Source organism: Knoellia subterranea KCTC 19937 (assembly GCF_000768685.1).
In the GTDB taxonomy this organism is placed as follows: Bacteria; Actinomycetota; Actinomycetes; order Actinomycetales; family Dermatophilaceae; genus Knoellia; species Knoellia subterranea.
Genome location: NZ_AVPK01000001.1, coordinates 559,067 through 584,302, shown reverse-complemented (window position 1 = coordinate 584,302; position 25,236 = coordinate 559,067). Strand labels below are relative to the sequence as shown.

The 25,236-nt window shown below is 70.4% G+C and carries 22 protein-coding genes; 14 read left to right on the top strand and 8 right to left on the bottom strand.

Features of this window, described 5'->3' with window-relative positions; translation table 11 throughout:
- Window positions 1–3: 3 nt before the first annotated feature.
- Window positions 4–3,147, top strand: coding sequence for an ATP-dependent helicase (locus tag N803_RS02660; RefSeq protein WP_035902356.1), 3,144 nt, complete (start codon window positions 4–6; stop codon window positions 3,145–3,147).
- Window positions 3,144–6,437 carry an ATP-dependent helicase gene (locus N803_RS02655; protein ID WP_035902716.1) on the top strand — a complete coding sequence of 1,098 codons (3,294 nt, stop codon included), beginning with the start codon at window positions 3,144–3,146 and terminating at the stop codon, window positions 6,435–6,437. Before N803_RS02660 ends, N803_RS02655 begins: the two co-directional genes overlap by 4 nt.
- On the opposite strand, the gene N803_RS02650 is transcribed toward N803_RS02655, so the two are convergent.
- Window positions 6,403–7,779 carry a macrolide 2'-phosphotransferase gene (locus N803_RS02650; protein ID WP_084763934.1) on the bottom strand — a complete coding sequence of 459 codons (1,377 nt, stop codon included), beginning with the start codon at window positions 7,777–7,779 and terminating at the stop codon, window positions 6,403–6,405. The two genes, N803_RS02655 and N803_RS02650, sit on opposite strands and share 35 nt — an antisense overlap.
- A gap of 40 nt (window positions 7,780–7,819) precedes the next feature.
- Between N803_RS02650 and nudC the strand changes: the two genes are divergently transcribed.
- A complete protein-coding gene (gene nudC, locus N803_RS02645; protein WP_035902355.1) occupies window positions 7,820–8,761 on the top strand; it encodes an NAD(+) diphosphatase in 942 nt (313 codons plus the stop codon).
- 26 nt (window positions 8,762–8,787) lie between these two features.
- Here the strand turns inward: nudC and N803_RS02640 are convergent, their stop codons facing one another.
- Window positions 8,788–9,048, bottom strand: a complete 261-nt coding sequence (locus tag N803_RS02640) for a mycoredoxin (RefSeq protein ID WP_035902354.1) — start codon at window positions 9,046–9,048, stop codon at window positions 8,788–8,790.
- 58 nt (window positions 9,049–9,106) lie between these two features.
- Here N803_RS02640 and N803_RS02635 point away from each other — a divergent pair, with 58 nt between their 5' ends.
- The 7 genes from N803_RS02635 to N803_RS02605 all read left to right on the top strand — a co-directional run bounded on the left by N803_RS02635 (window position 9,107) and on the right by N803_RS02605 (window position 14,600).
- The gene (locus N803_RS02635; RefSeq protein ID WP_052111633.1) at window positions 9,107–11,281 is read left to right on the top strand and encodes an ATP-dependent DNA helicase UvrD2; all 2,175 of its coding nucleotides are present in this window, start codon (window positions 9,107–9,109) and stop codon (window positions 11,279–11,281) included.
- A 142-nt stretch (window positions 11,282–11,423) separates the two neighbouring features.
- Window positions 11,424–11,648 carry a hypothetical protein gene (locus tag N803_RS02630; protein ID WP_035902353.1) on the top strand — a complete coding sequence of 75 codons (225 nt, stop codon included), beginning with the start codon at window positions 11,424–11,426 and terminating at the stop codon, window positions 11,646–11,648.
- A 140-nt stretch (window positions 11,649–11,788) separates the two neighbouring features.
- Window positions 11,789–12,076, top strand: a complete 288-nt coding sequence (locus tag N803_RS02625; protein ID WP_035902351.1) for a WhiB family transcriptional regulator — start codon at window positions 11,789–11,791, stop codon at window positions 12,074–12,076.
- 556 nt (window positions 12,077–12,632) lie between these two features.
- Window positions 12,633–13,127 carry a cysteine dioxygenase gene (locus N803_RS02620; RefSeq protein WP_052111631.1) on the top strand — a complete coding sequence of 165 codons (495 nt, stop codon included), beginning with the start codon at window positions 12,633–12,635 and terminating at the stop codon, window positions 13,125–13,127.
- The gene (locus tag N803_RS02615) at window positions 13,124–13,561 is read left to right on the top strand and encodes a rhodanese-like domain-containing protein (RefSeq protein ID WP_052111630.1); all 438 of its coding nucleotides are present in this window, start codon (window positions 13,124–13,126) and stop codon (window positions 13,559–13,561) included. Before N803_RS02620 ends, N803_RS02615 begins: the two co-directional genes overlap by 4 nt.
- The gene (locus N803_RS02610; protein ID WP_035902350.1) at window positions 13,549–14,124 is read left to right on the top strand and encodes an HhH-GPD-type base excision DNA repair protein; all 576 of its coding nucleotides are present in this window, start codon (window positions 13,549–13,551) and stop codon (window positions 14,122–14,124) included. The genes N803_RS02615 and N803_RS02610 overlap by 13 nt, the downstream gene beginning before the upstream one ends.
- A 5-nt stretch (window positions 14,125–14,129) precedes the next feature.
- The gene (locus N803_RS02605) at window positions 14,130–14,600 is read left to right on the top strand and encodes an NUDIX hydrolase (protein WP_052111628.1); all 471 of its coding nucleotides are present in this window, start codon (window positions 14,130–14,132) and stop codon (window positions 14,598–14,600) included.
- 70 nt (window positions 14,601–14,670) lie between these two features.
- Here N803_RS02605 and N803_RS02600 read toward each other — a convergent pair whose 3' ends face one another.
- The 3 genes from N803_RS02600 to N803_RS18480 all read right to left on the bottom strand — a co-directional run bounded on the left by N803_RS02600 (window position 14,671) and on the right by N803_RS18480 (window position 16,998).
- On the bottom strand, window positions 14,671–16,005 hold the full coding sequence (locus tag N803_RS02600; protein WP_035902347.1) for an ABC1 kinase family protein: 1,335 nt from the start codon (window positions 16,003–16,005) through the stop codon (window positions 14,671–14,673).
- Window positions 16,002–16,613, bottom strand: coding sequence for a hypothetical protein (locus tag N803_RS02595; protein WP_035902346.1), 612 nt, complete (start codon window positions 16,611–16,613; stop codon window positions 16,002–16,004). The genes N803_RS02600 and N803_RS02595 overlap by 4 nt, the downstream gene beginning before the upstream one ends.
- Before the next feature lie 223 nt (window positions 16,614–16,836).
- Window positions 16,837–16,998: a DUF5679 domain-containing protein gene (locus tag N803_RS18480; protein WP_009775774.1), complete on the bottom strand. Its 162-nt coding sequence runs from the start codon at window positions 16,996–16,998 to the stop codon at window positions 16,837–16,839.
- A gap of 246 nt (window positions 16,999–17,244) precedes the next feature.
- Between N803_RS18480 and N803_RS02590 the strand changes: the two genes are divergently transcribed.
- Entirely contained in the window at window positions 17,245–17,793 is a 549-nt protein-coding gene (locus tag N803_RS02590) for a M48 metallopeptidase family protein (protein WP_035902345.1), read from the top strand.
- Between the two features lie 30 nt (window positions 17,794–17,823).
- On the opposite strand, the gene N803_RS02585 is transcribed toward N803_RS02590, so the two are convergent.
- Together N803_RS02585 and N803_RS02580 are read right to left on the bottom strand one after the other, a co-directional pair.
- Window positions 17,824–18,384 (bottom strand): NUDIX hydrolase, encoded by a 561-nt coding sequence (locus tag N803_RS02585; RefSeq protein WP_245616966.1) that lies wholly within the window; start codon window positions 18,382–18,384, stop codon window positions 17,824–17,826.
- Between the two features lie 17 nt (window positions 18,385–18,401).
- Window positions 18,402–19,829: a zinc-dependent metalloprotease gene (locus N803_RS02580; RefSeq protein WP_035902342.1), complete on the bottom strand. Its 1,428-nt coding sequence runs from the start codon at window positions 19,827–19,829 to the stop codon at window positions 18,402–18,404.
- Window positions 19,830–19,917: 88 nt separating this feature from the next.
- On the opposite strand from N803_RS02580, the gene N803_RS02575 reads away from it, so the two are divergent.
- Both N803_RS02575 and N803_RS02570 read left to right on the top strand, forming a co-directional pair.
- Window positions 19,918–20,373 carry a molybdenum cofactor biosynthesis protein MoaE gene (locus tag N803_RS02575; RefSeq protein ID WP_084763932.1) on the top strand — a complete coding sequence of 152 codons (456 nt, stop codon included), beginning with the start codon at window positions 19,918–19,920 and terminating at the stop codon, window positions 20,371–20,373.
- Between the two features lie 74 nt (window positions 20,374–20,447).
- Window positions 20,448–21,500 (top strand): YlbL family protein, encoded by a 1,053-nt coding sequence (locus N803_RS02570; protein ID WP_245616965.1) that lies wholly within the window; start codon window positions 20,448–20,450, stop codon window positions 21,498–21,500.
- Between the two features lie 27 nt (window positions 21,501–21,527).
- On the opposite strand, the gene N803_RS02565 is transcribed toward N803_RS02570, so the two are convergent.
- Window positions 21,528–22,064 (bottom strand): PPA1309 family protein, encoded by a 537-nt coding sequence (locus tag N803_RS02565; RefSeq protein ID WP_035902340.1) that lies wholly within the window; start codon window positions 22,062–22,064, stop codon window positions 21,528–21,530.
- Window positions 22,065–22,157: 93 nt separating this feature from the next.
- Between N803_RS02565 and N803_RS02560 the strand changes: the two genes are divergently transcribed.
- Window positions 22,158–25,235 carry a UPF0182 family membrane protein gene (locus N803_RS02560; RefSeq protein WP_035902339.1) on the top strand — a complete coding sequence of 1,026 codons (3,078 nt, stop codon included), beginning with the start codon at window positions 22,158–22,160 and terminating at the stop codon, window positions 25,233–25,235.
- Window position 25,236: the final 1 nt, after the last annotated feature.

Here is a 25,236-nt window from a genome sequence, read left to right as displayed (position 1 = left end):
CACGTGCTGACCCTGCGACGTGCCGCGACCGACGCGACGACCGATGCGCCCGACCTCGACGCGGTGCAACGTGGTGTCGTCGAGTGGCGCGGCAGTGGACTTCTCCGGGTGCTCGGCGCGCCCGCGACGGGCAAGTCCACGGTCGCCGTCGAACTCGTCGCCGGGCACGTCGACGACGGGGTGCGACCGGACCAGTGTCTGCTCCTCGCCGCCTCCCGTCGTGGCGCCGCCCGGCTGCGCGACCGCGTGACGGCACGCGTCGGGGGCACTTCGACTGAGCCGCTGGCACGGACCTTCCCGTCCTTCGGGTTCGGTGTCCTGAGGGCCGCGGCGGCGCTGGCGGGGGACCCGCCCCCGCGACTGCTCAGTGGTCCCGAGCAGGACGTCGTCCTGCGCGAACTGCTCGCGGGTCACGCGTCGGGGGAGAGCGTCGGGCCACAGTGGCCGGAGCGGGTGCGGCTCGCGCTGCCGACCCGGGCCTTTCGGGCCGAGCTGCGAGACCTGCTCATGCGCGCTGTCGAGCTCGGCCTGGGTGCGGACGACCTGCGGGCGTTGGGGCTCCAACACGGTCGTGACGAGTGGGTGGCCGGTGCCGAGCTGCTGCGGGAGTACGACGAAGTCACCGCCCTCCTGACGCCGGGTGCGTTCGACCCGGCGCTCATCCTCGGCGCCGCCGCCAGCGCACTCGAGGGGGACGACGACCTCGCGCGCTCCGTCGTGGGGTCCTTGCGACTCGTCGTCGTGGACGACGCCCAGGAGATGACCCCGGCTGCGCTCCATCTGCTGCAGGTGCTGCGCAGCGTGTCGCCGGGCGTGGGGATGGTGCTGCTCGGTGACCCCGACAGCGCGACGCAGACCTTCCGTGGTGGCGACCCCACTCTGCTGGCGCGCGAGTGGGCGGTCCTCGGCGACGGGCCGACGGTGGTCCTGCCGCAGAGCCACCGGCCCGAGCGGCTGCGCGACGTGGCTCGTTCCGTCGCCGGTCACATCGGCGTCGTGGGCGATGTCGGGCACCGCCGTGCCGAAGCCGTGGGGGAGGGCGGATCCGTGGGGGTCCACCTCCTCCGGTCGGTGAGTCAGGAGTGCGGGTTCATCGCGGCCCGGCTGCGTGCCGCGCACCTGCTCGACGGGGTGCCCTGGTCCGACATGGCTGTGGTCGTGCGCGGGCAGTCGCGCAGCGCCGCGTTGCGCCGCGCCCTCCAGACCTCGGGCGTTCCGGTCACGGCAGCCGAGGCGGAGCTGCCGGTCCGCGACGAGCCGGCCGTCCGACCGCTGCTCGCACTGCTCCAGGTCGTGTCGGACCTCGCCCTGGGCCGAACCGAGGACGTGCCCGTCGAAGCCGCCCTCGACCTGCTGGTGTCACCGCTGGGGGCCGCCGATCCGGTGGAGCTTCGACGGCTGCGCCGGACGCTGCGCCGTGACGAGCTCGAAGCCGGCGGTGGGCGCACAAGTGACGAGCTGCTGGCAGAGGTCCTGCTCCGCCCGGCCGTCCATGACCAACTCGGGGTCGAGGGGCGCTCGATCCAGCGGATCGGTCGAATGATCCGCGAGGGCGTGGAGGCCTGTGGCGCCAGCACTGGGGAATGGGGTGCGGGTGTCACCGCCGAGGGCATCCTCTGGGCCATGTGGGACGCCTCGCGCCTCGCGGGGCCGTGGCGCGAGTCCGCCCTGGCCGGTGGGGCCGCGGGTGCCCGGGCCGATCGTGATCTGGACGCCGTGCTCGCCGTGCTCCGGGCCGCCGCAACCCACGCGGAACGACTGCCCGGGTCGTCACCCGAGGCCTTCCTGCACCATGTGCTCGGGCAGGACGTCCCGGGCGACACGCTCGCCGCAAGGGCACCGGCCGGCGAGGCCGTCTCGCTGCTCACGCCGCAGTCGGCCGCGGGTCGGCACTGGCCGCTTGTCGTCGTCGCGGGGGTGCAGGAGGGGAGCTGGCCCGACCTGCGGCTGCGCGGCTCACTCCTCGGATCCCAGGACCTCGTGGACGTCGTGCGGGGCCGCGAGGGCGGTCACCGGGCAGCCCTCGCCGCCGTGCGCCACGACGAGACCCGCTTGTTCCACGTCGCCGTGTCGCGGGCGAGCAGATCGCTCCTCGTCACGGCGGTGCGCAGCGAGGACGAGCAGCCCTCGCCCTATCTCGACGTCGTCGACCCCTTGCCCGACGACGCCGACCGCCGCGAACTCAGCGACTGGTCGCACCCGATGACCCTCCCGGCGCTGGTGGGTGCGCTGCGTCGCGATGTCGTCGACTCGGATCCGCGCCGCCGTGGGGCGGCCATCACCTCACTCGCGCGATTGGCCCGCGACGGGGTGCCGGGCGCGGACCCTGCGTCCTGGTGGGTGCTCCGCAGACCCAGTGACGACCGGCCGAGGCGCGGTCCGGAGGACCCCGTTCGGGTCGGCCCCTCCTCGATCGACGGGTTCGGCTCCTGTCAGCTCAAGTGGGCGTTGACCAAGGTCGGTGGCGACGGCCCGACCATCGGCCAGCGAGACATCGGCACGCTGATCCACGAGATCGCCGCGGAGGGTGACCGGGACGCTGCCTCGATGCGGGCCACCCTCGACGAGCGATGGCCGCGACTGGGCCTGCCCCGGGGGTGGCCGACCGACCACAAACGTCGCCTCGCCGAGCAGATGGTCGCTCGGCTGGCCCGCTTCTTCGACGAGAACTCGGCCGCGGGCTGGTCACGACTCGCGGCAGAGGCACGCATGCGGGTGGTACTGGGCCGCGTCGTCCTGTCCGGGTCGGTGGACCGCCTCGACGTCCGGCCCACGGGCGAGGTGCGGGTCATCGACTACAAGACGGGGTCGAGCAAGCCGCGCACGGCGGATGTCCCGCGACATGCGCAGTTGGGTGCCTATCAACTCGCGGTCGAAGCCGGGGGGTTCGAGGGTGTCGACGTCCCCAGGAACGCGTCGGGGGCGGCGCTGCTGCACCTCGGCAAGGCGGCGGGCAAGTCGACGTCGATGCAGGTTCAACCGCCCCTGGGCGATGACGAGGACCCGAAGTGGGCACACGACCTCGTCGTCGGCACGGGAGAACTCATGGCCGGGGCCACCTTCGTCGCAACACCGAGCGACGATGTGTGCCGGACGTGCCCGGTCAGGACGTCGTGTCCGGCGCAGGCCGAGGGGAGAGCCCTGTGAACGCACGGTTCTCTGCTGCCCAGGTCGCCGACGCGATCGGTCTCGCGCACCGGCCGACGCCCGAACAGACTGCGGTGATCGAAGCCCCGCTTCGGCCGCTCCTGGTCATCGCCGGCGCCGGCTCCGGCAAGACCGAGACGATGGCGGCACGCGTCGTCTGGCTCGTGGCCAACGGGTTCGTCGAGCCCGAGGACGTCCTCGGACTCACCTTCACCCGCAAGGCCGCCACGGAGCTGGCCGACCGCATCGGCAACCGGCTGGGGCAACTGCGCCGGGTCGGGCTCTGGACGCCGCAGGAGGTCGATGGCGCTCCGGCACTCGGTTCCGCCGTGACCGTCGCGACCTACCACTCGTATGCCGGTCGGCTGGTTCGTGAGCACGGCCTCCGGCTGGGCTACGAAGCCGACACCCGACTGCTGTCCGAGGCCGCAGCCTGGCAGACGGCACACGAAGCGGTCGTGCGCTATGACGGACCGATGGACGAGGTCGACAAGGCAGAGTCCACCGTCACCGCCGCAGTCGTCGACCTCGCCGGTGAGATGGCCGAGCACCTCCAAACACCCGAAACCGTTGCGGCACACCTCGATCGGGTGATCTCCCACCTGGAGCAGATGGAGCGAGGGGAGACCCGTCGACGCAACCATCCCGCGGCGACGGAGTTGACGAACCTCCGTCTGCGGCGAGCGGTCCTGCCCATCGTCGGGCGCTACGCGGAGCTCAAGCGCCAGCGCGACGCCATGGACTTCGCGGACCAGATGGCACTCGCGGCACGCCTCGCGATGGAGTTCGACGACATCGGAGCGATCGAGCGGGCCCGGCACCGGGTCGTCCTCCTCGACGAGTTCCAGGACACCTCCGAGGCGCAGCTGGCGCTGCTTCGTGCGCTCTACGTGGCGCCGGGGGAGACCTCGGCCGTCACGGCGGTGGGCGACCCGCACCAGTCGATCTACGGATGGCGGGGTGCGAGCGCCACGACGCTGACGCGGTTCGCCGACGAGTTCGCGGATCCCGATCCGGCGCAGAAGCTCGACCTGTCGACGAGTTGGCGCAATGACGAGGCCATCCTCACGGTCGCCAACCACCTCGCCACCCCCTTGCGGGCGAAGTCTCGTGTCCCCGTGGAGCCGCTGGCGCCGCGTCCCGGCGCAGGGACGGGATCGGTCGAGGTGGCCCGCCTCGCCACAGCCGCGGAGGAGGCCCAACACATCGCCACGTGGCTCGCCGACCACCGCTCCCGAGGCCCCGTCAGCGCCGCCGTGCTCTGCCGCAAGCGCGCCGAGTTCGCCACGGTGACCGCGGCACTCGATGACCACGACATCCCGCACGAGGTCGTCGGACTGGGTGGGCTCCTGCTCACGCCCGAGGTCGAGGACGTCGTGGCGCTCCTACATGTCGTGCAGGATCCCTCCCGCGGAGACCACCTGCTCCGGCTGCTGACCGGTCCGATGATGCGTCTGGGCATCGCCGACCTCGACGGACTTGCGGCCTGGTCACGCGTGCAGCAACGGCTACGCGGAGACACTCAGGCCCGTCACGAACGGGACCTCGCCCCGGACGCCGCCGACGACCCGAGCATCGTCGAGGCCCTGGACTCCCCGCCGCCCCGGGGTTGGGTGGGTGAAGTGGGCGAGCACCTTTCCGACCTTGCGCGAGAGCGCCTCCTCGGGCTGGCCGACACCGTGCGCAGGCTCCGCGGCCTGACCTTCCTTCCGCTCGCCGATCTCGTGGTCGAGGCCGAGCGGGCTCTCGGACTCGACATCGAGGTGCTGGCCCGGCCCGAATACACCCCGGCCGCGGCCCGGGCCCACCTCGACGCCTTTGCCGACGTCGCGGCCCAGTTCTCCCAGAGCGCCGACCGGCCAACGCTCGGTGGGTTCCTCGATTGGATCAAGGCGGCCATCGACGAGGAGCGGGGTCTGGATCGCGGCTACGCCGACGCCACCCCCGATGCCGTGCAGGTCATGACCATCCACGCCGCCAAGGGCCTCGAATGGGACGTCGTGGCCGTGCCGGCGCTCGTGGAGAGCACGTTCCCGGCCCACAACAACCACACCCCGAACTTCAAGGACGGCGCGTGGCGCCTCTCCGAACCCCGAGACAAGGGATGGCTCGCGGGTCTTCAGGACGGTGGCCTTCCCTACGAACTGCGTGGTGACCGCGACGGGCTGCCCCACTTCGGCTGGCTCAGCGCATCGGGTTGGGACGATCTCCATGCCGGTCTCGAGGAGTTCGCGCAGGCCGGAGGCGAGCACGCCGTGGCCGAGGAACGACGCCTCGCCTATGTCGCGGCCACTCGGGCGCGGCACGCGCTGCTCCTCACGGCGAGCGTGTGGAGTCGACCCCGCACGCCGCGCATCGCGTCCCGCTTCCTCGACGAGGCGCGCGAGCTCGTCGGGCACGGGAACGCGCCGATCCGCAGCAGCCACTGGGCCGACCTACCCGAACCCGATGACGACGGAACTCCGCCCACCAAGCCGGGCAGCGAGGAGGGGGCTGAGTTCGTGTGGCCGGTCGACCACCTCGCCCACCGGCGCGTTCGCGCCACGGCTGCGGCCGACGCAATTCGCGCCGTGGCCCCCGGGGAGGCCGGGGCAGCACCGCCCGAGTCGCAGCACGGTGATTGGGCCCGCGAGATCGAGGTCCTGCTCTCCGAGAGGCGCTCGCGCCAGTCCCGTCACGAGGACGTCGTCGAGCTGCCATCACACCTGTCCACGTCGTCACTGGTGGCCTTCGCGAGTGACCCGCAGCGGTTCACGTCGGAGTTGCGTCGTCCGATGCCGGCGGCTCCGGCCTCGGCTGCTCGCAGGGGTACCGCCTTCCACGCGTGGGTGGAGGAGCACTATGCGCGGGCGGCGATCGTGGACCTCTTCGACCTGCCCGGAAGCGCCGACGATGACCCGATGGGCGACGAGGAACTCCCGATCATGCGCGAGCGCTTCCTCGCCAGTCCGTGGGCGGGCCGCACGCCGCTCGAGATCGAGACCGCACTCGAGACGGTCATCGACGACGTGGCGATTCGCGGGCGGATCGACGCGGTCTTCGCCGACATCGACGGCGCCGACTTCGTCATCGTCGACTGGAAGACCGGGTCCCGGCCGGCCGGGGAGGTGGCGCGGATCCGTGCACTCCAGCTCGCGGCATACCGGATCGCGTGGGCCCGGCTGCGGGGAGTCGAGCCGGAGCGCGTCCGAGGAGCGTTCTACTACGCAGGCACCGGCGAGACGGTCTGGCCCAACCTGCCGGACGAAGCGGAGATCAGCGAGCTGCTCGCGGCGGTTCCTCGCCCGTGACGTCGTCCTCGTAGGTGACCGGGTTGGAGTCCGCGCCCAGCCGACGGGGCGTCCAGGCAACGTCGTCGTGCTCCGTCTCGTGGACGACCGCCTCCGCAGCATCGGCGTCGGCGTCCGGGGCTCCGCCCGCAGGGGTGGGCTCGGAGTCTGTCCCGACGGTGGAATCCGCAGGGGAATCGACGTCCGCTGAGAGTCCATCGGCTTCGGACTCGGACTCGGACTGCGACTCGGACTCCGTCTCGGACTCGGGATCGGGATTCGTCTCGGGTGCGCTCTCGGTCGCGGCCGAGTCGGCGGGCTCCACCTCGACGATGTCCTCGTCGTCGTCCTCCTCGGGCACGTCCGGCGGCGGCGCAGAGCGACCGCGCAGGGCCACCGGCGTCAGCGAGGTCCGGCGGTAGTCATCGGTCGAGTCCTCTGCGTGAACCTCCTCGTCGAGGCGACGGAGCCGGCTCGACAGGCCCTCGATGGCGTCCTCGTCGCCCCGGGCATCGGCCCGCATGAGCTCGGCGAGCACGGTGAGCTCGGCACTCAAGCGGGCCCGCACCAGCAGATTGGGATCCGGCCGTTCGACCCGGGCGTGGGCATAGGCCTCAAGGACGGTTTCGACGGTCGCGGCGTCGGCCTCGTCGACCAACGCGGCGAAGTCGTCCGCGGGGTCGGCGACCTTGGCGTCCTCCCAGCCCGTGATGCCCCGAATGCGACCGGTGGCGGCGTCCGAGTCGTCCTCGAAGACGGCGAGCACCTGGTCCCCGGTGAGGTCGCCGTGGATCGGGGTCGGCGCGAAGCGCCACAGAGCAACGTCCTCGAGCGCGTGCTCCCACCGCGCCAACAGGGCCGTGGGCACCCGACCCGATTCGGCTGCGCGATCCAACTCCGCGAGCCGACGGGTCCGGTAGGCGTCGGTGTCATAGGACGGCACCCCCGCTTCGTCGAAGAGGCGGGGGTCGGTGTTGTGCAGCGCCGCCAGAGCACGGCCGAGATCGGCAGCAGGCCCCGCTCCGGGCGGCAGCGCGTCGAACGCGAGGTTGTGGCCGGGTAGGTACGGATAGATCATCGCTCGCCCACCCGTCCGCAGCTCGACGAAACCGCGGGGCGCCGGCACGGCGAACGGCAGGCGGCGCGCGAGCAGCTGGAGCAGCATCACCGTCAGGTCCATCCGCGCCGCAGCCGCCTCGCTGCGGGGCGCGCGCACGACCCACCGGCGGTGCTCGGTGTCCTGCACGAAGGCCACGTCGTAGTCCTGTGAGGGAACGCTGGGCAGCGCTTCGACACTCACCGGGTCGAGACCCGGCACGCCGGCACTCGCCAGCGCGGCGAGAAAGGTCGGTGTGCGTTCCACCCGTTCACCGTATGCCGTGTGGCCCCGTAGGGTGGTGAACGTGGCCCGTGCAGCGAGTCTCCCGTCCCTCGCCCTCTCGCGTGGTGGTCTTGACCGCCACAGCGAACTCCGCACCGAACCGGGACTTCTCGACGTCCTTCTCGACGACCCGGCGACCCGCGTGCTCGAGCTCGCCGGCGGCCGGGCCGAGGTGGTCGAGGACCCGCAGGGCGAGCTGGGTCTGCGCTTCCGGGCGCCGACGGCGGCCGACCGCGGCGGCTTTGCCGCCTACCTGGGGCACGACGCTCCGGCGGGCGGGACGGCATACGTGCTCATCGTCTCGGAGGGGACCCCAGCGGTCGCCGACGATCCTCGCTGGAAGGGACTGCGCTCCGTCGGGGCGCAACTGCCCGACCTCGATGCCGGCGTCCTCACGACCGCTACGGGTCTGGCCAATTGGCATGCGCGCCACGGGTTCTGCTCCGTGTGTGGCTCTCCTACGGAGCCTGCCCACTCGGGGTGGATCCGGGTCTGCCCGCGCGACGAGAGCGAGCACTATCCCCGGACGGACCCGGCGGTGATCATGTCGGTCGTCGACGATCACGACCGGCTCCTGCTCGCCCGCGGCGTGGGCTTTGCACCGCAGGGCATGTCCGTGCTCGCGGGGTTCGTCGAGCCGGGGGAGAGTCTGGCCGGTGCTGTCGCACGCGAGGTGCACGAGGAGGTCGGCGTCACGGTCGACGACGTGACCTATCTGGGTGACCAACCGTGGCCGTTCCCGTCGTCGCTCATGGTCGGGTTCACGGCTCGGGCCACGTCGACCGAGCTCACCCTGCAGGAGAGTGAGATCGAGGAGGCGCGGTGGTTCGAGCGCGACGAGCTGCGCCGCGCCGTCGAGGACGGGTCCCTGCGGATCTCCCAGCGCATTTCGATCGCCCGGCGCCTCATCGAGCACTGGTACGGCGAGGAGATCGACGTCCCGGACCGCCCGCTGCGTGGCTGAGTCCCGCGGGTCCCCCGTCGGGAACGTCAGGCGCCGATGCGCTGCTTGACCTCGGCGAGCGAGGGGTTGGTCGCGGCGCTGCCGTCGGGGAAGACGACGGTCGGCACGGTCTGGTTGCCCCCGTTGACCTGCATGACGTAGACCGCTGCGTCGTCATCGCGCTCGATGTCGATCACCTCGACGGTGATCCCTTCACGGTCGAGCTGGCTCTTGAGGCGGCGGCAGTAGCCGCACCACGTGGTCGAGTACATCGTCACGGTGCCGGCGGTGGGGATGCGGTTGGTCATGATGCTCCTGTGGACAGGCGGGCGAGGGTCGTCGGACCCGACACCTAGGATCGCACCGATGTCCTCCCTGCCCGCACACCCGTCCGCCGATGCGGTCCTCGACGGCCTCGACCCGGAGCAGCGCGAGGTTGCCGCGAACCCCACCGGTCCGATGGTGGTGCTCGCCGGAGCCGGGACCGGCAAGACCCGCGCGATCACCCACCGCATTGCGTATGCCGTCCTGTCCGGTGCGCAGCAGCCGCAGCGCACGCTGGCGGTCACCTTCACCGCGCGGGCCGCGGGTGAGATGCGGACGCGGTTGCGTGACCTCGGAGTCGGGGGAGTACAGGCCCGGACCTTCCACGCCGCCGCCCTGCGACAACTCCACTATTTCTGGCCCCAGGCCATCGGTGGTGCCGCGCCCGAGGTCATGCCGCACAAGGCGGGGGCCGTGGCAGAGGCGGCCGGTCGGCTGCGAATGCGCTTTGACCGCACCGGAATTCGCGACCTCGCGGCCGAGGTGGAGTGGGCCAAGGTCAGCATGCTGACGGCCGAGACCTATGCAGCCGCGGCACGGGCGGCCGGGCGCGAGGCGCCGGGGCTCGACCTCACCGCGATGGCGCGCGTGCTCGCGGCCTACGAGGAGGTCAAGGCGGAGCGGGGAGTCATCGACTTCGAGGACGTCCTGCTCGTCCTGGTGGGCATCCTCGAGGAGAACGACACGGTCGCGCGTGCCGTTCGCGAGCAGTACCGAAGCTTCGTCGTGGACGAGTACCAGGACGTCAACGCCCTCCAGCAGCGACTGCTCGACCTGTGGCTCGCGGACCGACAGGACATCTGCGTCGTCGGTGACCCGGCCCAGACGATCTATTCGTTCACCGGGGCCACGCCGGCTCACCTCCTCGGCTTCCGGTCCCGCCACCCGAAGTCGCGTCAGGTCGAGCTCGTGCGCAACTACCGATCGACACCCGAGATCGTGGGCCTGGCCAACCTCGTGCTGCGCACGCCGAGCGGTGGACGACGCAGTGGATCGGTGGTGCTCGAGGCACAGCGGGCGACCGGGCCGGATCCGGAGCTGCAGAACCACCCCGACGACCCCGCCGAGGCCGCAGCCGTCGCGGCCCGCATCGCCGACCTCATCTCCGACGGGGTCTCGCCGGCAGACATCGCCGTCCTCTTCCGCACGAACGGTCAGTCCGAGGTCGTCGAGTCGGCGCTCGCCGACCAGGGCATCCCCTACCTCGTCCGAGGCGGTGAGCGCTTCTTCCAGCGCAAGGAAGTGCGCGACGCGATCGTGCTCCTGCGTGGTGCCGCCCGCTCGGACGATGGCTCGGTCCAGCTCCCCGAACTGGTCCGGGACGTCCTCCTCGGTGCCGGCTGGTCGCGTGAAGTGCCGGTGGCCGGAGGTGCTGCCCGCGAACGCTGGGAGTCCCTGGCGGCGCTCGCGGCGCTCGCGGACGACCTGTTCGTCGCCGACTCCGAAGCCCGGATGCCTGCGTTCATCCGCGAACTCGACGAGCGGATGGCTGCCCAGCACGCACCGTCGGTCCAGGGCGTCACCCTCGCGTCCCTGCATGCTGCCAAGGGCCTCGAATGGGGAACGGTCTTCCTGATCGGCTGCTCCGACGGCTATCTCCCGATCACGATGGCGGACACACCCGAGGCGATCGAGGAGGAGCGACGGTTGCTCTATGTCGGCGTCACGCGGGCACGGGACCGGCTCGTCCTCTCGTGGGCGGGCGCGCGCACCCCGGGTGCTCGCGCCACGCGCCGTCCCTCGCGATTCCTCGACGGCACCGCGAGCGTCCTCGGCGAGGGTGCGCGTTCGCAGCCCAAACGATCGACGCGCGTCGGCGGGGCGGGTGGCGGAGCCACCAAGCCCGCCCGCCGCAGCACCTGCCGCACGTGCGGTGCTGATCTGGGCACGGCGGCCGAGCGGACCGTGGGCCGCTGCAAGACCTGCCCCGCCACCTACGACGAGGCGACATTCGAGCGTCTGCGCGAGTGGCGACTGGAGACGGCCCGGGAAGCCAGCGTCCCGGCATACGTCGTCTTCACGGATGCGACGCTCACGGCCATCGCCGAGCGCACGCCGGCCGATCTGCGCGAGCTCGCGACGATCAGCGGTGTGGGTCAGGCCAAGCTCGACCGCTACGGCGCGGCCGTTCTCGCGCTCCTGAGTGGTGCCGAACGCGCCGATTCCGATATTTCTGAAACTTTTTTTCCGGACGAATCCGGTTCTGCCACAACGTAATTCGCTCCGTGGTCGGGTTCTCGGGCAAATCAAGCGATTAATTCCGTTGCAGGCCGTTCTCGCGGCCCCCTACTCTGAATGCACAACGCACGGCGAGTTGCCGTGCGACCGCACCGAGATCACCGAAGGAGGGTTGGCCGCTATGGAGACCACGAAGAGCATCGCAACGGACTACGCAGTCCCGTTCCGCACGCGTGAGCACCTGGGCGCTCTGCCGACCCTCGCGCCCATCGCCGTTCCGGTCCAGGGGATCAGTGTGTCCGCCGCCGGTATGGGTGCCCCGATCGGCACCGGTGTCCGCGCAGATGCCGCCTTCGACCTCACCACGGGTGATCCGTCCGCCTCCTGTCTGGCGTCGCCGCTCTAGAACAGCAGCGATTGGCCTCCAGGCCGCGGAACCCACCCGGGATCCGCGGCCTTTTCGTTGTCCGTCGATCCATCCGACCACCGCTCAACCGACGCAACAACAACCCCGCCCCGACCGGGCGGAGAAGGAGGTGACACCCCGTGCAGCTGACCGACCTCATCGACGCACAGGAGTGCACTGCCGAACTCGGTGACTCCGTGCCATGTCGCGAGAACGACGCCGAGCTCTGGTTCGCCGACACCCCTGCAGGTGTCGAGTTCGCCAAGACCCTCTGTGCCACCTGCCCGATCAGGAGCGCCTGCCTCGCGGGTGCCCTCGATCGCCAGGAGCCCTGGGGTGTCTGGGGTGGCGAGCTCTTCGAGCAGGGCGTCGTGATCCCCCGCAAGCGGCCCCGTGGCCGCCCGCGCAAGGACACGGTTGCGGCATGACCGTCGCTCGCACCACCAGCACGATCGCTCACCCGACCACCCTCGTGATCGGGCACTGAATCTCATGACCACACGACTGGATCCCTGGAGGAACCATGTATCGCAGGCGAATGCAACAGGTTCGTCGCACCCTGCACGAGCGCAACGTCCACGAGGCGCAGCGCAAGGCGCAGGCGCACCTCGAACGCGAGCGCATGCTCGCCGAGGTCCGCATGATGGTGCGATGACCGCCAGGACGGCGCCGCTCCCCGAACGTCGGGGGCGGCGCCGTTTCATGTCCGGATCCGTTCTGCCGCACCACTCCTGACGCGTATGCCGTCCGCCGACCACGTGCTGAGACGCCGGCCTTTCCGGGTGGACCCGTTTTGTGTGGCGTGGTTCGCTCGTCCCATGTCGTCGACCGCAGCCTCCCGGATCGCCCCGGTGATGCCCGCTGCCGTCATGTGCTGTTGCTGTTGCCGCTGACCTTCCGTCTTCAGCCGCACCACAGCCTCACCAGCACCCCGCGTCGCCCTCTGTTGCGCGACCGCCTCGACGACATTCCTTGGAGCACCTCATGGCACTCGCCCGTCCCTCGACCCTTCCCGGCGTCAACACCTTCACTCCCGTCCAGCTGCTGCGCGTCGCCCACCTCTTTGCCAGCGATCCCGATCTCCCCGAACTGCTCCCGCCGCGTTCGGAGGACCCGGGTGGCCGTCGCTGGCACCAGCTCGCCGAGACCCATCACCTGCAGCTGTGGGTCATCGAGTGGCCGCCGGGCGCGGGCACCGGCTTCCACGACCACGGCGGATCGCGTGGTGCGTTCACCGTGGTCCGGGGAGCACTGACCGAACGGCAGGTCGTCCACGGCGTGATCCACGAGCGCCGGCTGCGTGAGGGCGAGGGTCGGGCCTTCGGCGCCAACCATCTGCACGACGTCGTCAACACCGGTGACGTGGCAGCCCTGAGTGTCCACGCGTACTCGCCGCGTCTCGACCAGATGACGCACTACGACCTCGTCGACGGTGAGCTCGTGCCGTCGGGTGTTGAGCAGCGGGGGGAGTCGTGGTGACCGGTATCGGGATCGACGAGCAGCTGGCGCAGGCGCGGTCGAGATTGACTCGCCTGAGTGCCCGGGACGCCTGGCGCGAGGTCCGGTCGGGTGCGGCGTGGCTCGTGGACATTCGGCCGGAGGCCCAGCGCGCCGAAGAGGGCGAGGTGGCGCCGGGGCTGGCGCCGCTCGTCATCGAGCGCAATGTCCTCGAGTGGCGCTTCGACCCTCGTCAGGATGCCGTGCTTCCCGGGGTGGACTTCGGGACGAGAGTGGTGGTCCTGTGCCAGGAGGGCTACACGTCGAGTCTCGCCGCCGACGCGTTGAGGTCGCTGGGTCTGACGCGCGCGACGGACGTCGTCGGAGGCTTCGCGGCGTGGCGGGATCAAGGGCTGCCCGTGGCCCGGCGGGTGGTGAGCGACCGGCGTTCTACGCTGGCCCCATGGTCACACTGACGATCGCCCAGGACCCGACAGCGGACAAGGTGCTCAGCGAGGATCCGTTCGCGTTGCTGACAGGGATGCTCCTCGACCAACAGTTCCCCATGGAGCGCGCCTTCGCCGGACCGGCCAAGGTCCTCGCGCGCTTCGGCACCCTCGACGTTGCCGAGATCGCCGACGCCGACCCCGAGGCGTTCGCCGACCTGTGCGCCACTCCGCCCGCGGTCCATCGCTACGGGCGGTCGATGGCGGGGCGCATCCAGGCGCTGGCCACCGTCGTGCGGGACGACTACTCCGGTGACGCCAGCCGCATCTGGTCGGACGCGGCGACCGGCGCCGAACTGCTCGGCCGCGTCAAGAAGCTCCCGGGCTTCGGCGAGCAGAAGGCCAAGATCTTCGTCGCGCTGCTGGCCAAGCAGCTCAACGTCCAGCCCGCCGGTTGGGAGAAGGCCGCCGGTGACTACTCCGAGACCGGCAGCTTCCGCTCCGTTGCGGATGTCGTCGACGCCGAGTCGCTGCAGAAGGTGCGCGACTTCAAGAAGTCCGCGAAGGCTGCGGCCAAGGCCGCGAAGGCCTGAGGTTCGTGGGTCTGGAACGCCGGGCCATCCGGGTCACGGCCGTTGTGGTGCTGCTCTCGCCCGACGGGGCGGCCCACGCCGTGGCGCGTTACGAGGCGAACAGGGAGAACCCGGAGGGCTTCCACCGACTCATCGGCGGCGGTGTGGAGTTCGGCGAGACCGGCGAGGCGGCAGTGGTCCGCGAGGTGGCCGAGGAACTCGGGGCAGGGGTTCACGACGTGGTGCGTCACGCCGTCGTGGAGAGCATCTTCGACTACAACGGGAGCCCCGCTCACGAGATCATCCTCGTGCACAGCGGTCGCCTCGACGCCGCGGCGGTCATCCCGCCAGAGGGAGGGATGCTCCACGAGAACGGCCGCGCGATCCCCGTGGAGTGGCGCCCCGTCGATGCCTCGAACGTGTCAATCCCGTTGTACCCCAGCGGAATTGACGCACTCATCCGCGACCTTGCCGTGGGGGTCGGGGCGCCGGGGTGAGGTGCGTCCGAAGGCGGGCGGACGGCATACCCGGCATCGCTCGTGCGCAGTCGGGTCAGGTCGCGACCGCTCAGACGACCGGCGGAATGACGTCCTCGTCGATTCCGGGGACGTGCGCGAAGACCATGTCACGCATCGGCACGGTCCCACCGACCTGACACAGGACCCCGATGCTCCCCAACCAGACCCGGTGGATGAGCAGGTAGTCCGGGGGCAGGTTCAGGCGCAGCCCGACGAGGAACTCCTGGCGTCGCGGGTCCTGGATCGTCGCCGACACCGAGCGCAGCCAGCTCCGGCTGAAGGTGAAGGTCTCGTGCTGCAGGGGTTCGACGAAGGACGAGAGGTAGTTCAGCAGCGCCTCGTCCGAGACCTCGACGCCCGGACGGATGAATCCAGCGCGCCGGAGGACGATGCCGAGCGCGTCCGAATCGCCGGCGAGGGTGTGCGTGATGAGCTGCCCCATGTCGGCGGGCATGCCGTCGGGGAGGCGGTTCACGGCACCGAAGTCGAGCACGCCGAGACGACCGTCGGGGGTGATCCGGAAGTTGCCGGGGTGAGGGTCGGCATGCAGCAGGCGCGCACGGTTCGGGCCACGGAGCAGGAACTCGAGATAGAGCGCCGCCGCCTGGTCTCGTTCGGCGGGCGTGCCATCAGCGATGACCTGCGACAGAGGGCGGCCCTCGACCCATTCGGACACGATGACCTGGTCGGACTGGGCGAGAACGTCGGGGACCATGACCTCGTCGTCGCCGCGGAACGCCCTGGCGAACGCCTTCTGGTGCGTGGCCTCGAGGTTGTAGTCCAGTTCCTCGCTCATGCGGTCGCGCACCTCGTCGAGGATCGGCCCCATGGCGATGCCGGGGATCCACGCGCCCGCGAGTCGAGCGACGCGCGAGAGCTGGTTGAGGTCGGACAGCAGCGCAGCCCCGGCCCCGGGGTACTGGACCTTGACGGCGACCTCGCGCCCGTCGCGCCAGACGGCCCGATGCACCTGACCGATCGAGGCGGCCGCGACGGGTCGGTCATCGAAGGACTGGAACTTGGCCGACCGCCAACGAGGTCCGAGCTGTTCGGCGAGGATCGCGTGGACGCGGTCCACGGGCATGGGCGGTGCTGCGTCCTGGAGTTTGGTGAGGGTCGCCCGGTAGGGGCCGGCGAGTTCTTCGGGCATGGCCGCCTCCATGACGGAGAGTGCCTGCCCGAACTTCATGGCGCCGCCCTTGAGTTCGCCGAGGACGGCGAACAACTGCTCAGCGGTCCTGGTCTGGAGCTCCGCAGCGATCGCCTCTGCCGGAGCGCCGCCCACCCGTCGGCCCAACCCGACCGCCGCTCGGCCCGCGTGTCCGAGCGGCAGGCCGACCAGCTTGGCCGTGCGCGTCAGGGACCGGCGGGGAATGTCACTCACCCTGCCATTGTGTCGTGACCTCCGGTCGGCCATGGGCCGGATCCCGAACCGACGCACTCGGAACACAGCGGATGCCGGGGCCAGAAGCGGTGCACGACGCTGGGACCCTCGAGTTCGAGCTCCGTCGACACACCCGTGAGGCGAGTGGCTCCGGCCGCAGCGGCGAGCGCGACGCTGGCTGCGACAGCCGCCGTCAGGATCCCGAGACCCCCTTCGGGGAGCGCCACCGTGTCGAGCGTGAAGCGTCCGACCGGCAGGGCACCGACCGCATCGAGGTCGTGCGAGGTGAGCGCGTGACACCTCCAGCACGCCCCGCGTCCCGGGACGATGAGCGGACCGACGACGGCAGCACGTCCGTCGCAAAGGACCGGCAGGTGCGGCACGCCGACGCGCTGCCAGGGTGCGGTGGTGTCGATCGTCAGCGTCTTCGGTCGCACGAACACCACGATTGAGGGCAACTCCCGCGGCCGCAGTCCGAGGTGTGCCTCGGCCGCATCGGCCGCGTACGGGCCTCCCTGCACGCGGGATGCACCCGCCTGACGCAGCTGGCGGCAGATCTCCTCGGGGAGTCCACCCCTGCCGTCCACGACGATCGCCGCCCGGACCATGAACGCCTCCCCTGAGAATGTGTGGTCCCGACAATCTGGCACACCTCGTGGGGTGCGCCCGCCGACTATCCACAGGCCCGGCCTCGACGGGGCGCGCGCGGTGGTTCGGTGGGGGCCGACCCGGACCTGCGGCGGCCGCGGAGACGCGGCGGCCCCAGGGATACGCGGCGGCCCCCCGGTGGAGTTCCGGGGGCCGCTGGCGTTGAGGGTCTGGGGCGGGCGCTCAGGCCTTGCCGAGGATGCGGTTGAGGTTGGTGCCGCACACGGGGCACTTGCCCTTGGCCATGCGGCGGCCGTTGTCGGAGACGACGACGTTGCCCTCGGCCTCGCGCTTCTCCTTGCACTTCACGCAGTAGAACTCGCCCTTGTAGGTCTCGTCAGCCATTGCAACTCCTTGGTCGTGGTGCCGCCGTGGGCGGCGAGGACAGTTTTCACACTAGACCGGTCAGGGCGGGATTCGTGCTCAGCTGGACCACGTGCGGCGGCGTGGCGTGGGGGTGGCTGTGCACGAAAGTGGCTCATTCGTCTCATCTGCCCCACCCAACCCATCCGTCACTTTTGGTGGGTCGCGAGGCGTCGCCGCAGCGCGTCCCCGGGCCCGTTGTCCGGCGTCTGGCCTACCGTGGGGAAGGTGAGCAGCGAGGACGTGGAGGTCCGGCGCAGCGCCCGTCGGCGGCGCACGGTCAGTGCACGCCGCGAGGGTGATCGGGTCGTCGTGCTCATCCCCGCCTCGATGTCGCGCGCCGAGGAGCGCGTGTGGGTCGCCCGGATGCTCGACCGGCTCAAGGCGGGGGAGCGGCGACGGAAGCCGAGTGACGCCGACCTCCTCGCGCGCGCCACGGACCTGTCCGAGCGCTACCTCGGGGGTCACGCGCGACCGCGCAGCATCCGCTGGGTCACCAACCAGAAGTCACGGTGGGGGAGCTGCACCCCCTCGGACGGCTCGATCCGGCTCTCGGACCGTCTGCAGGGCATGCCGAGCTATGTCGTCGACTATGTGATCCTTCACGAGTTGGCTCACCTCCTCGTGGCCGGTCACAGCCGCGACTTCTGGACCCTCTTGCGGTCCTATCCCAAACTCGAGCGGGCGCGCGGCTTCCTCGACGGGGTCGCGCTGGCCCGCGGGTTTGACATCACCGATGACGACGACGTGGAGTCGGCCGAGGACGCCACCGCTTGACACCCGTCCCGCGTGGACAGCGGCCCGCGCTCAGAGCCCCAGAGTCCGCCGCGTCGCCTCCACGAGCAGGGACAGCTCGTCGCGCGTCCCTTCCGGCAGTGCGTTCGTCGGCCACCAGGCGACGTCGAGCGACTCGTCACTCACATGTGGTTCCACGTCTCGGTCGAGGACGGCCGCGAAACGCACGTCGAGGTGCTCGCGGCATCGTCCGAAGTCGCCACTCAGCGTGTGCCGGTCGAGTTGGACGAGCGTTCGCTCGGGCACCAACCCGGCGATGCCGGACTCCTCGCGCCCCTCGCGGGTCGCCGCGGCGTGGAGGGACGCATCGCCGGCCTCGAGGTGACCGCCGAACTGGAACCACTCGCGGGCCCGCCGGTGGTGCGTGAGGAGGACGTGCTCACCGTCCGGGCTGATGACGAGGCAGCCGACGGTGAGGTGTGCGGGTGGGCCGGCTTTGGCGACCGCGTCCCGGTGTGCTTCCAGATGAGCGAGGTATGCCGTCCGCAACCGTTCCTGGGTTGCGTCCGGGGACGTCCATGCGGACAACGCAGTGACCGCGTCGGCGTGGAGGTGGGCGAAGCGCTCCGTCACGCCCTGATCCACCGCCGTCACGAGGCCGAAGGGCCTTCGGGGGCGCCGTCGCCGCTCTCGCCCCGCAGCAGTTCGTCGAGGCCGGCGTCCCAGTCGGTGCCCGTCGACTGGGCGGTCGAGCGCTCGACGTAGCCCAGAGGGTCGTCGAGGTCGGCGGCGGTCGGTGCGACGTCGGGGTGCGCCCACGCGGCGTCACGGGCTTGCGCGCCACCGGAGGCCTCGAGTGCGGCGAACAGGTTTGCCGCATCGCGGAGGCGGCGGGGGCGAAGTTCGAGGCTGACCAGGGCAGCGAAGGTCTTCTCCGCGGGCCCACCGGAGGCACGGCGGCGACGGATGGCCTCGCCGAGTGCCTCGGACTGGGGGAGGTGCGGCTTCACGGCTGCTGCGGTGACGACGTCGACCCAGCCCTCGACGAGGGCGAGCAGCGTCTCGAGGCGGAGGAGGGCGGCCTTCTGGGCCGCGGACTGCTGCGGCGCGAAGAGGCGGCCGGCCAGGGCCTGTTGCATCGCCTCGGCGTCGGTGGGGTCGATCGATCGCAGCCCCTCCTCGATGGCATCGGTGTCGATGGTGGTGTCGCGGGCGTAGTCCTGCACTGCGGTGAGCAGCTGCGGTCCGAGCCACGGCACGACGTGGAAGAGGCGGGTGCGAGCGCTCTCGCGCACCGCGAGGAGCAGTCGCGCCTGGGGCTCGTCGATCTCGAGCCCTTCGGCGAAGGCCGTGATGGCCTGTGGCATGAGCACGACGTCGGGTGCGGGCACGAGCGGGAGGGACACCTCACTGCCGGTGAGGATCTCGCCCGCGAGGGTGCCGACGGCCTGGCCCAACTGGACGGAGAACATCGACCCCTGCATGCGACGGAGCATCGGCCCCATCTGGCTCATCATCTGGGCCGGGTTGATGCCCGGCGGCACCAGGCCTTCGGGGAGGCCGCCCTCGCCGAGATTGCCCAGCTGCTTGGTCAGCGCCTTGCCCATGGCGTCGCTGACTCCGACCGCGATGGGGTCGACGAGCTCGCGCCACACCGGCACCGTGGCCTCGACCCATTCGGCCCGGCTCCACGCCCGACCGACGAGGCCGGAGTGGTCCAGATCGGTCACCGTGTCGAGCCAGAGGTTTGCGACGTCGACCGCCTGCTTCGCCTCGTTCGACGTGGCCGCCGAGATGGTCGGATCGCCCTCTGCCGCAACCGTTTTGCGGGCGATGTCGGTGGCGACGGTCGCGTCCACGGCGCCGCTCTCGTCGGCGCCGGCAAACATCGACTGCACCTGACCGGCGACCATCTGCAACGTCTGCGGGTCGATCTTGTCCAACCCCATGCCGCGCATCATCTCGAGCATCTGCGGGTCCAGGTCGCGACCGCCGGTCAGTCCGCGCAGGACCTCTTCGAGCTCCGGCGGGAGGCCCGAGTCCTCGGGCTCGTCGGGGCGGTCCTGCGATGCGGTCACTGCGGGTCTCCTGAACTGACGGTGAGAGGATGTGTTCTCATCAGTACCCAACCACGGATGTCCCGGGGATAGTTCCGAGGAGGAACGTGTGGAGCACGACGTGACCGGTGTGGGACCGAGGACCGGCACGGTCGTCCTGGCCGAGATCCGCGAGCAGCGGCTGTCCGTGGACGAGGTCCTGGACGCCGTTCAGGACCCTTCGTGCGGGGGTGTCACGCTCTTCGTCGGTGTCGTCCGTGACCATGATCGGGGACAGGACGTCGATTCCCTCGACTACTCCGTGCACCCGACGGCCGTCGCGCGACTGGTCGAGGTCGCCGAGGAGGTTGCGGGGCGGTCGCAGGCAGCGCGGTTGGCCGCCGTGCACCGCAGCGGGCACCTCGGCATCGGGGAGATCGCCGTGGTGGTGGCCGCATCGGCGCCGCATCGTGACGCCGCGTTCGCGGCATGCCGCGACCTGATCGACACGCTCAAGGCGGAAGTTCCGATCTGGAAGCACCAGCACCTCGGCGGCGGGGGCACCGAATGGGTGGGTATGCCGTGAGCTCGCCGCAGTCGCCCTTCTCGCCGAGCGAGGGGGCCGGGTCCACGCCTGCGCCCCATGAGTCCGTTTCGCCGGTGCAGCCCTACGCAGTGAGCCGCCGGAGCTCGGCCCTGCTCACGGCCGTCTTCGTCACCATCCTCCTCGCAGCCGGGCTCTCCTTCGTCCCGTTGCCCTATGTCGTGCTGGAGCCCGGACCCATCACCAACACCCTGGGCAAGCTCGACGGCAAGGACATCGTGCAGGTCTCCGGTGCGACCGCCTATCCGGCCAAGGGGGCCCTCGACTTCACGACCGTGCGGGTCATCGGTGGGCCGGGTGTGCGTGTCAACGTCTTCGACCTCGCAGTGGCCAAGCTGCGTGACGACCAGGAGGTCTTCAAGCGCGAGGAGATCTATCCCGAGACGGCGACCCGGGAGGAGATCCAACAGGAGAACGCGGCGGAGATGGTCGATTCGCAGGAGGTCGCAGCAGCCATCGCTCTGCGCGAGACCGGCCACACCGTGCCCGAGCGAGTCGTCGTGTCACAACTGCCCGAGGGTTCCCCGGCCAAGGGAGTCCTCGAGGCGGGCGACGAGTTCGTGTCCGTGGCGGGCGCGCAGGCGACGGACGCCACGGCGGTCCAGGAAGCCGTGCGGGCGCACGCTGCCGGGACCCCCATCGACATCGTCGTGAAACGCAAGGGTGCCGAGAAGGCCCTGTCGGTCCCCACGCGGGACAACGACGGTGTGACGATCATCGGCGTCCTTCTCGGGCGCCACTACGACCTGCCGGTGGATGTGACGATCACCGCCGGAGAGGTCGGAGGACCTTCTGCCGGAACGATGTTCACGCTGGCGGTCTATGACGTCCTGACCCCGGGCGATCTCACCGGAGGCAAGCGGATCGCCGGGACGGGGACCATGGAGCCGGACGAGTCGGTGGGACCCATCGGCGGAATCCGTCAGAAGCTGCACGGCGCGCGCAACGGGGGAGCGGACTACTTCCTCGCACCAACGGACAACTGCAACGAGGTTGCGGGTCACGTCCCCGACGGTCTCACCGTGGTCCGCATCGGGAGCTTCGACGATGCGCTGGGTGCCGTGCGCGCCATCGCCGCGGGCAAGGCGGACACGCTGCCCGGGTGCTGATGCACTGACCGGCCCGGTTGGGTCGGGTCAGCCGGCCAGGGTCGCACGCAGCGCGGCGACGAGACCGGGCGCAATGTCGCTGCCCGTGGCGACCCGGTCGTCCCGGTCGTGATCGCGCTGGCGCAGGAGACAGATGCTGCGACCGTCTCGGGTGGCGGCGGCGAGCAGGCGCACATCCCGACGCTCGGGGTGGGACGCCAGGGCTTCGAGGGCCTTGTCGCGGTCCTTCGGGAGTCCCCGCTCGGCATCCGGTGGCACGACGAGGCGCTCGAGGACGATGGCGCACCCCTCGACGGTGTCCGGCCAGGCGATCCGACCGAGCAGGGTCTCGATGGAGTCCGCCTCGGGGAGGTCCTCCTGCTCGACCGCCGTGAGGGCTCCGGACACCTGGTCGGACACCGTGAGGCCCGCGGCCAGCTGGGGTTCTCGCCGGAGCAGATCGGCCGTGGGGACCAGGGCGAAGAGGCGCGGTGGCTGGTCCCAACCGGCTGACGCGACGTGTCGCTCGGTGTCGAGAGCGGCGAGGGACAGGGGGTCGGTCACGGGCTGCGATGCGTCGGTCACGAACCCATCGTGCCGCACACATCTTCGCGAGATAGGTTGGCCCTCCAGCCCGGGGTGGACCCCGGGGAGGCACGGACGTGGAGTCAGCGACAAGTGAGCCGCTCAGACTGGTTTGACGGGATCGACCCCGAGGATGCGGACAAGGGGTCCGGTGCGTCCGGTCCGGGTGGTCAGGGGCGTCCGCCGCGACCCGGTGGATCCGCTCCGCGGGGAGCCGGGGTGCCGCCCCGTCGAGGTCCGCTCGGCACGACGCTCGCGATTCTCGGTGCGATCGCCGTCCTGGCCCTTCTCGGCTCCGGCATCATCACCGACCTCTGGTGGTTCGACGCGATCGGATTCCGCGACGTCTTCGTGAAGCAGCTCGGCACCCGCGTGCTGCTCTTCATCGCCGCCTTCGTCCTGACGGCCGGAGCGGTGGCCGCCAGCCTGATCATCGCCTACCGCACCCGGCCGCTGCGCATCCCCACCTCCCCGCAGGCCCAGGTCCTCGATCAGTACCGACAGGTGCTCGACCCGCTGCGCCGTCTCGCCACGATCGTCATTCCGGGGTTCCTCGGCCTCCTTGCCGGCGCGGCAGCGATGGGCGCCTGGAAGACGTTCCTGTTGTGGCGCAACGCTGTTCCGTTCGGAACGAAGGATCCGCAGTTCGGTCTCGACGTGGGCTTCTTCGTCTTCACGCTCCCGTGGCTGCGCTTCCTCGTCAGCTTCTTCACCGTCGTCCTCCTCCTCGCCCTCATCGCCGGGGCCTTCACCCACTACGTCTACGGCGGTCTGCAGCTCCCGGGACGCGGGACGACGACGCGGGCGGCGTTTGTCCAGATCGCCACGCTGGCCTCCCTGCTGGCCCTGGTCCGCGCGGCGGCCTACTGGCTGGACCGCTACACGCTGACGACCAAGGAGTCCTCGCTCATCACGGGGATCAAGTACACCGATGCCAACGCGGTCCTCCCCATCAAGGCGATCCTCGCTGTCGCCACCGTCATGTGCGCCGGCTTCTTCATCGCCTCGATCTGGACCCGCAGCTGGCGCCTGCCGCTCGTGGGTGTCGGTCTGCTCACGGCCCTGTCAGTCGTGGCCGGAGGGCTGTACCCGGCTGCGGTGCAGTCACTCAAGGTGCGACCGTCGGAGAAGTCGCTGGAAGCGCAATACATCCAGCGCAACATCGATGCGACGAGGAAGGCTTTCGGCATCGATGGCATCGAGAAGACTCCGTACACGGCGACGACGGATGCCGAGCCTGGCCAGCTGCGTGCCGATGCCGAGACGATCCCCGGCATCCGCCTCGTCGACCCCAACATCGTCTCCCCGACGTTCCGCCAGTTCGAGGGGTTGAGGCAGTACTACGCCTTCCCGGACATTCTCGACGTCGACCGCTATGCCATCGACGGCAAGAAGAGCGACTCGGTCGTGGCGGTGCGTGAACTCAACATCGAGGGCCTCCCCGAGGGGCAGCGCAACTGGCTCAACGACCACACGGTCTACACCCACGGCTTCGGTTTCATCGGCGCCTACGGCAACCGCCGCACGAGTGAGGGTGATCCGCAGTTCTTCTCCAGCGGGTTCTCCGACAAGGGGCCGATGGGCGTCGACTACGAGCCGCGCATCTACTTCGGCGAGCTGTCCCCGAGCTACTCGATCGTCGGCGCACCCGAGGGTTCCCGACCGCTCGAGTTCGACTACCCCAATGACGAGGGGGAGGGCGGCCAGTCCAACAACACCTACGACGGCAAGGGTGGCGTGGCCATCGGATCGTTCGTGCGCAAACTCGCCTACGCGGTGAAGTACCGCGAGCCGAAGTTCCTCCTGTCGAACGCGGTCAACTCCGAGTCGCGGATCCTCGACCACCGGCAACCGCGTGAGCGGGTCGAGCGGGTCGCTCCCTGGCTGACGATCGACGGCAACGCCTACCCGGCCGTCGTCGATGGCCGGGTCAAGTGGATCGTCGACGGCTACACGACGACGGCTCGCTACCCCAACAGCCGACTGACCGACCTGACCGAGGCCACCTCCGACTCGGTGAGCGCGACGTCGCGCACCGTGGTCACCGGTGCCGGTCAGGTCAACTACATCCGCAACTCGGTCAAGGCCACGGTCGATGCCGAGGACGGCTCCGTGAAGCTCTACGGGTGGGACACGAGCGACCCCATCCTCAAGGCGTGGAGCAAGGCTTTCCCGGATTCCGTGTCGCCTCTGTCGGAGATGTCCGCAGCCCTGATGTCGCACGTGCGCTACCCGCAGGACCTCTTCAAGGTCCAGCGCCAGTTGCTCGCCCGCTACCACGTCACCGACGCCGACTCGTTCTACGGCGGTGGCGACTTCTGGAGCGTGCCGAAGGACCCGACGCACGCGACGCAGGACCAGCCGGTCTACTACCAGTCGCTGGCCATGCCGGACCAGCAGGCGCCGGCGTTCTCGCTCACCTCGACGTTCATCCCGGCCGGAAGCGGTCGAGAGATCCTTCGCGGCTTCCTCGCGGTTGATGCCGACGCCGGATCGAGCGAGGGCAAGCCGGCCGAGAGTTACGGCAAGATGCGGCTGCTCGAGCTGCCTCGCAACTCCGCCGTCGACGGCCCGGGTCAGGTCCAGAACCAGATCGAGGTCTCGACGGCGCGGTCGCAGAGCCCGTCCGAACCGCTCAACCTCAGCCAGTTCATCGCGCAGAACCGCCAGTCCGGCAAGCAGCTGACGTACGGCAACCTCCTCACCCTGCCCGTCGGGGAGGGCCTGCTGTACGTCCAGCCGATGTATGTGCAGGCGTCGCGAGAGGGTGGTTCGTTCCCCCAGAACAAGGCCACCGTGGCGGTCTTCGGCAAGCGCATCGCGTGGGGCGAGACGCTCGACCAGGCCCTCGATGGCCTCTTCGGTGGCAACTCGGGAGCGACCGCGGGCGACAGTGGAACAGGAACGGAAACTCCGACGCCCACCACACCGGGCACTCCCACGACCACGCCACCGAGCGCCCAGTTGGCCGAGGTGATCCGTGACATCGAGGCGGCCAACGCCGCCGGTCAGGCGGCACTCAAGAAGGGTGACTTCGCGGCATACGGTGAAGCGCAGAAGGATCTCCAGGACGCCATTGCCAGGGCTGCTGCGCTGAGCCCGCAGCTCACCCAGACGCCCGCACCGTCCGGAAGCGCGACTCCGACACCGACGCCAAGCCCTTCTCCCTGAA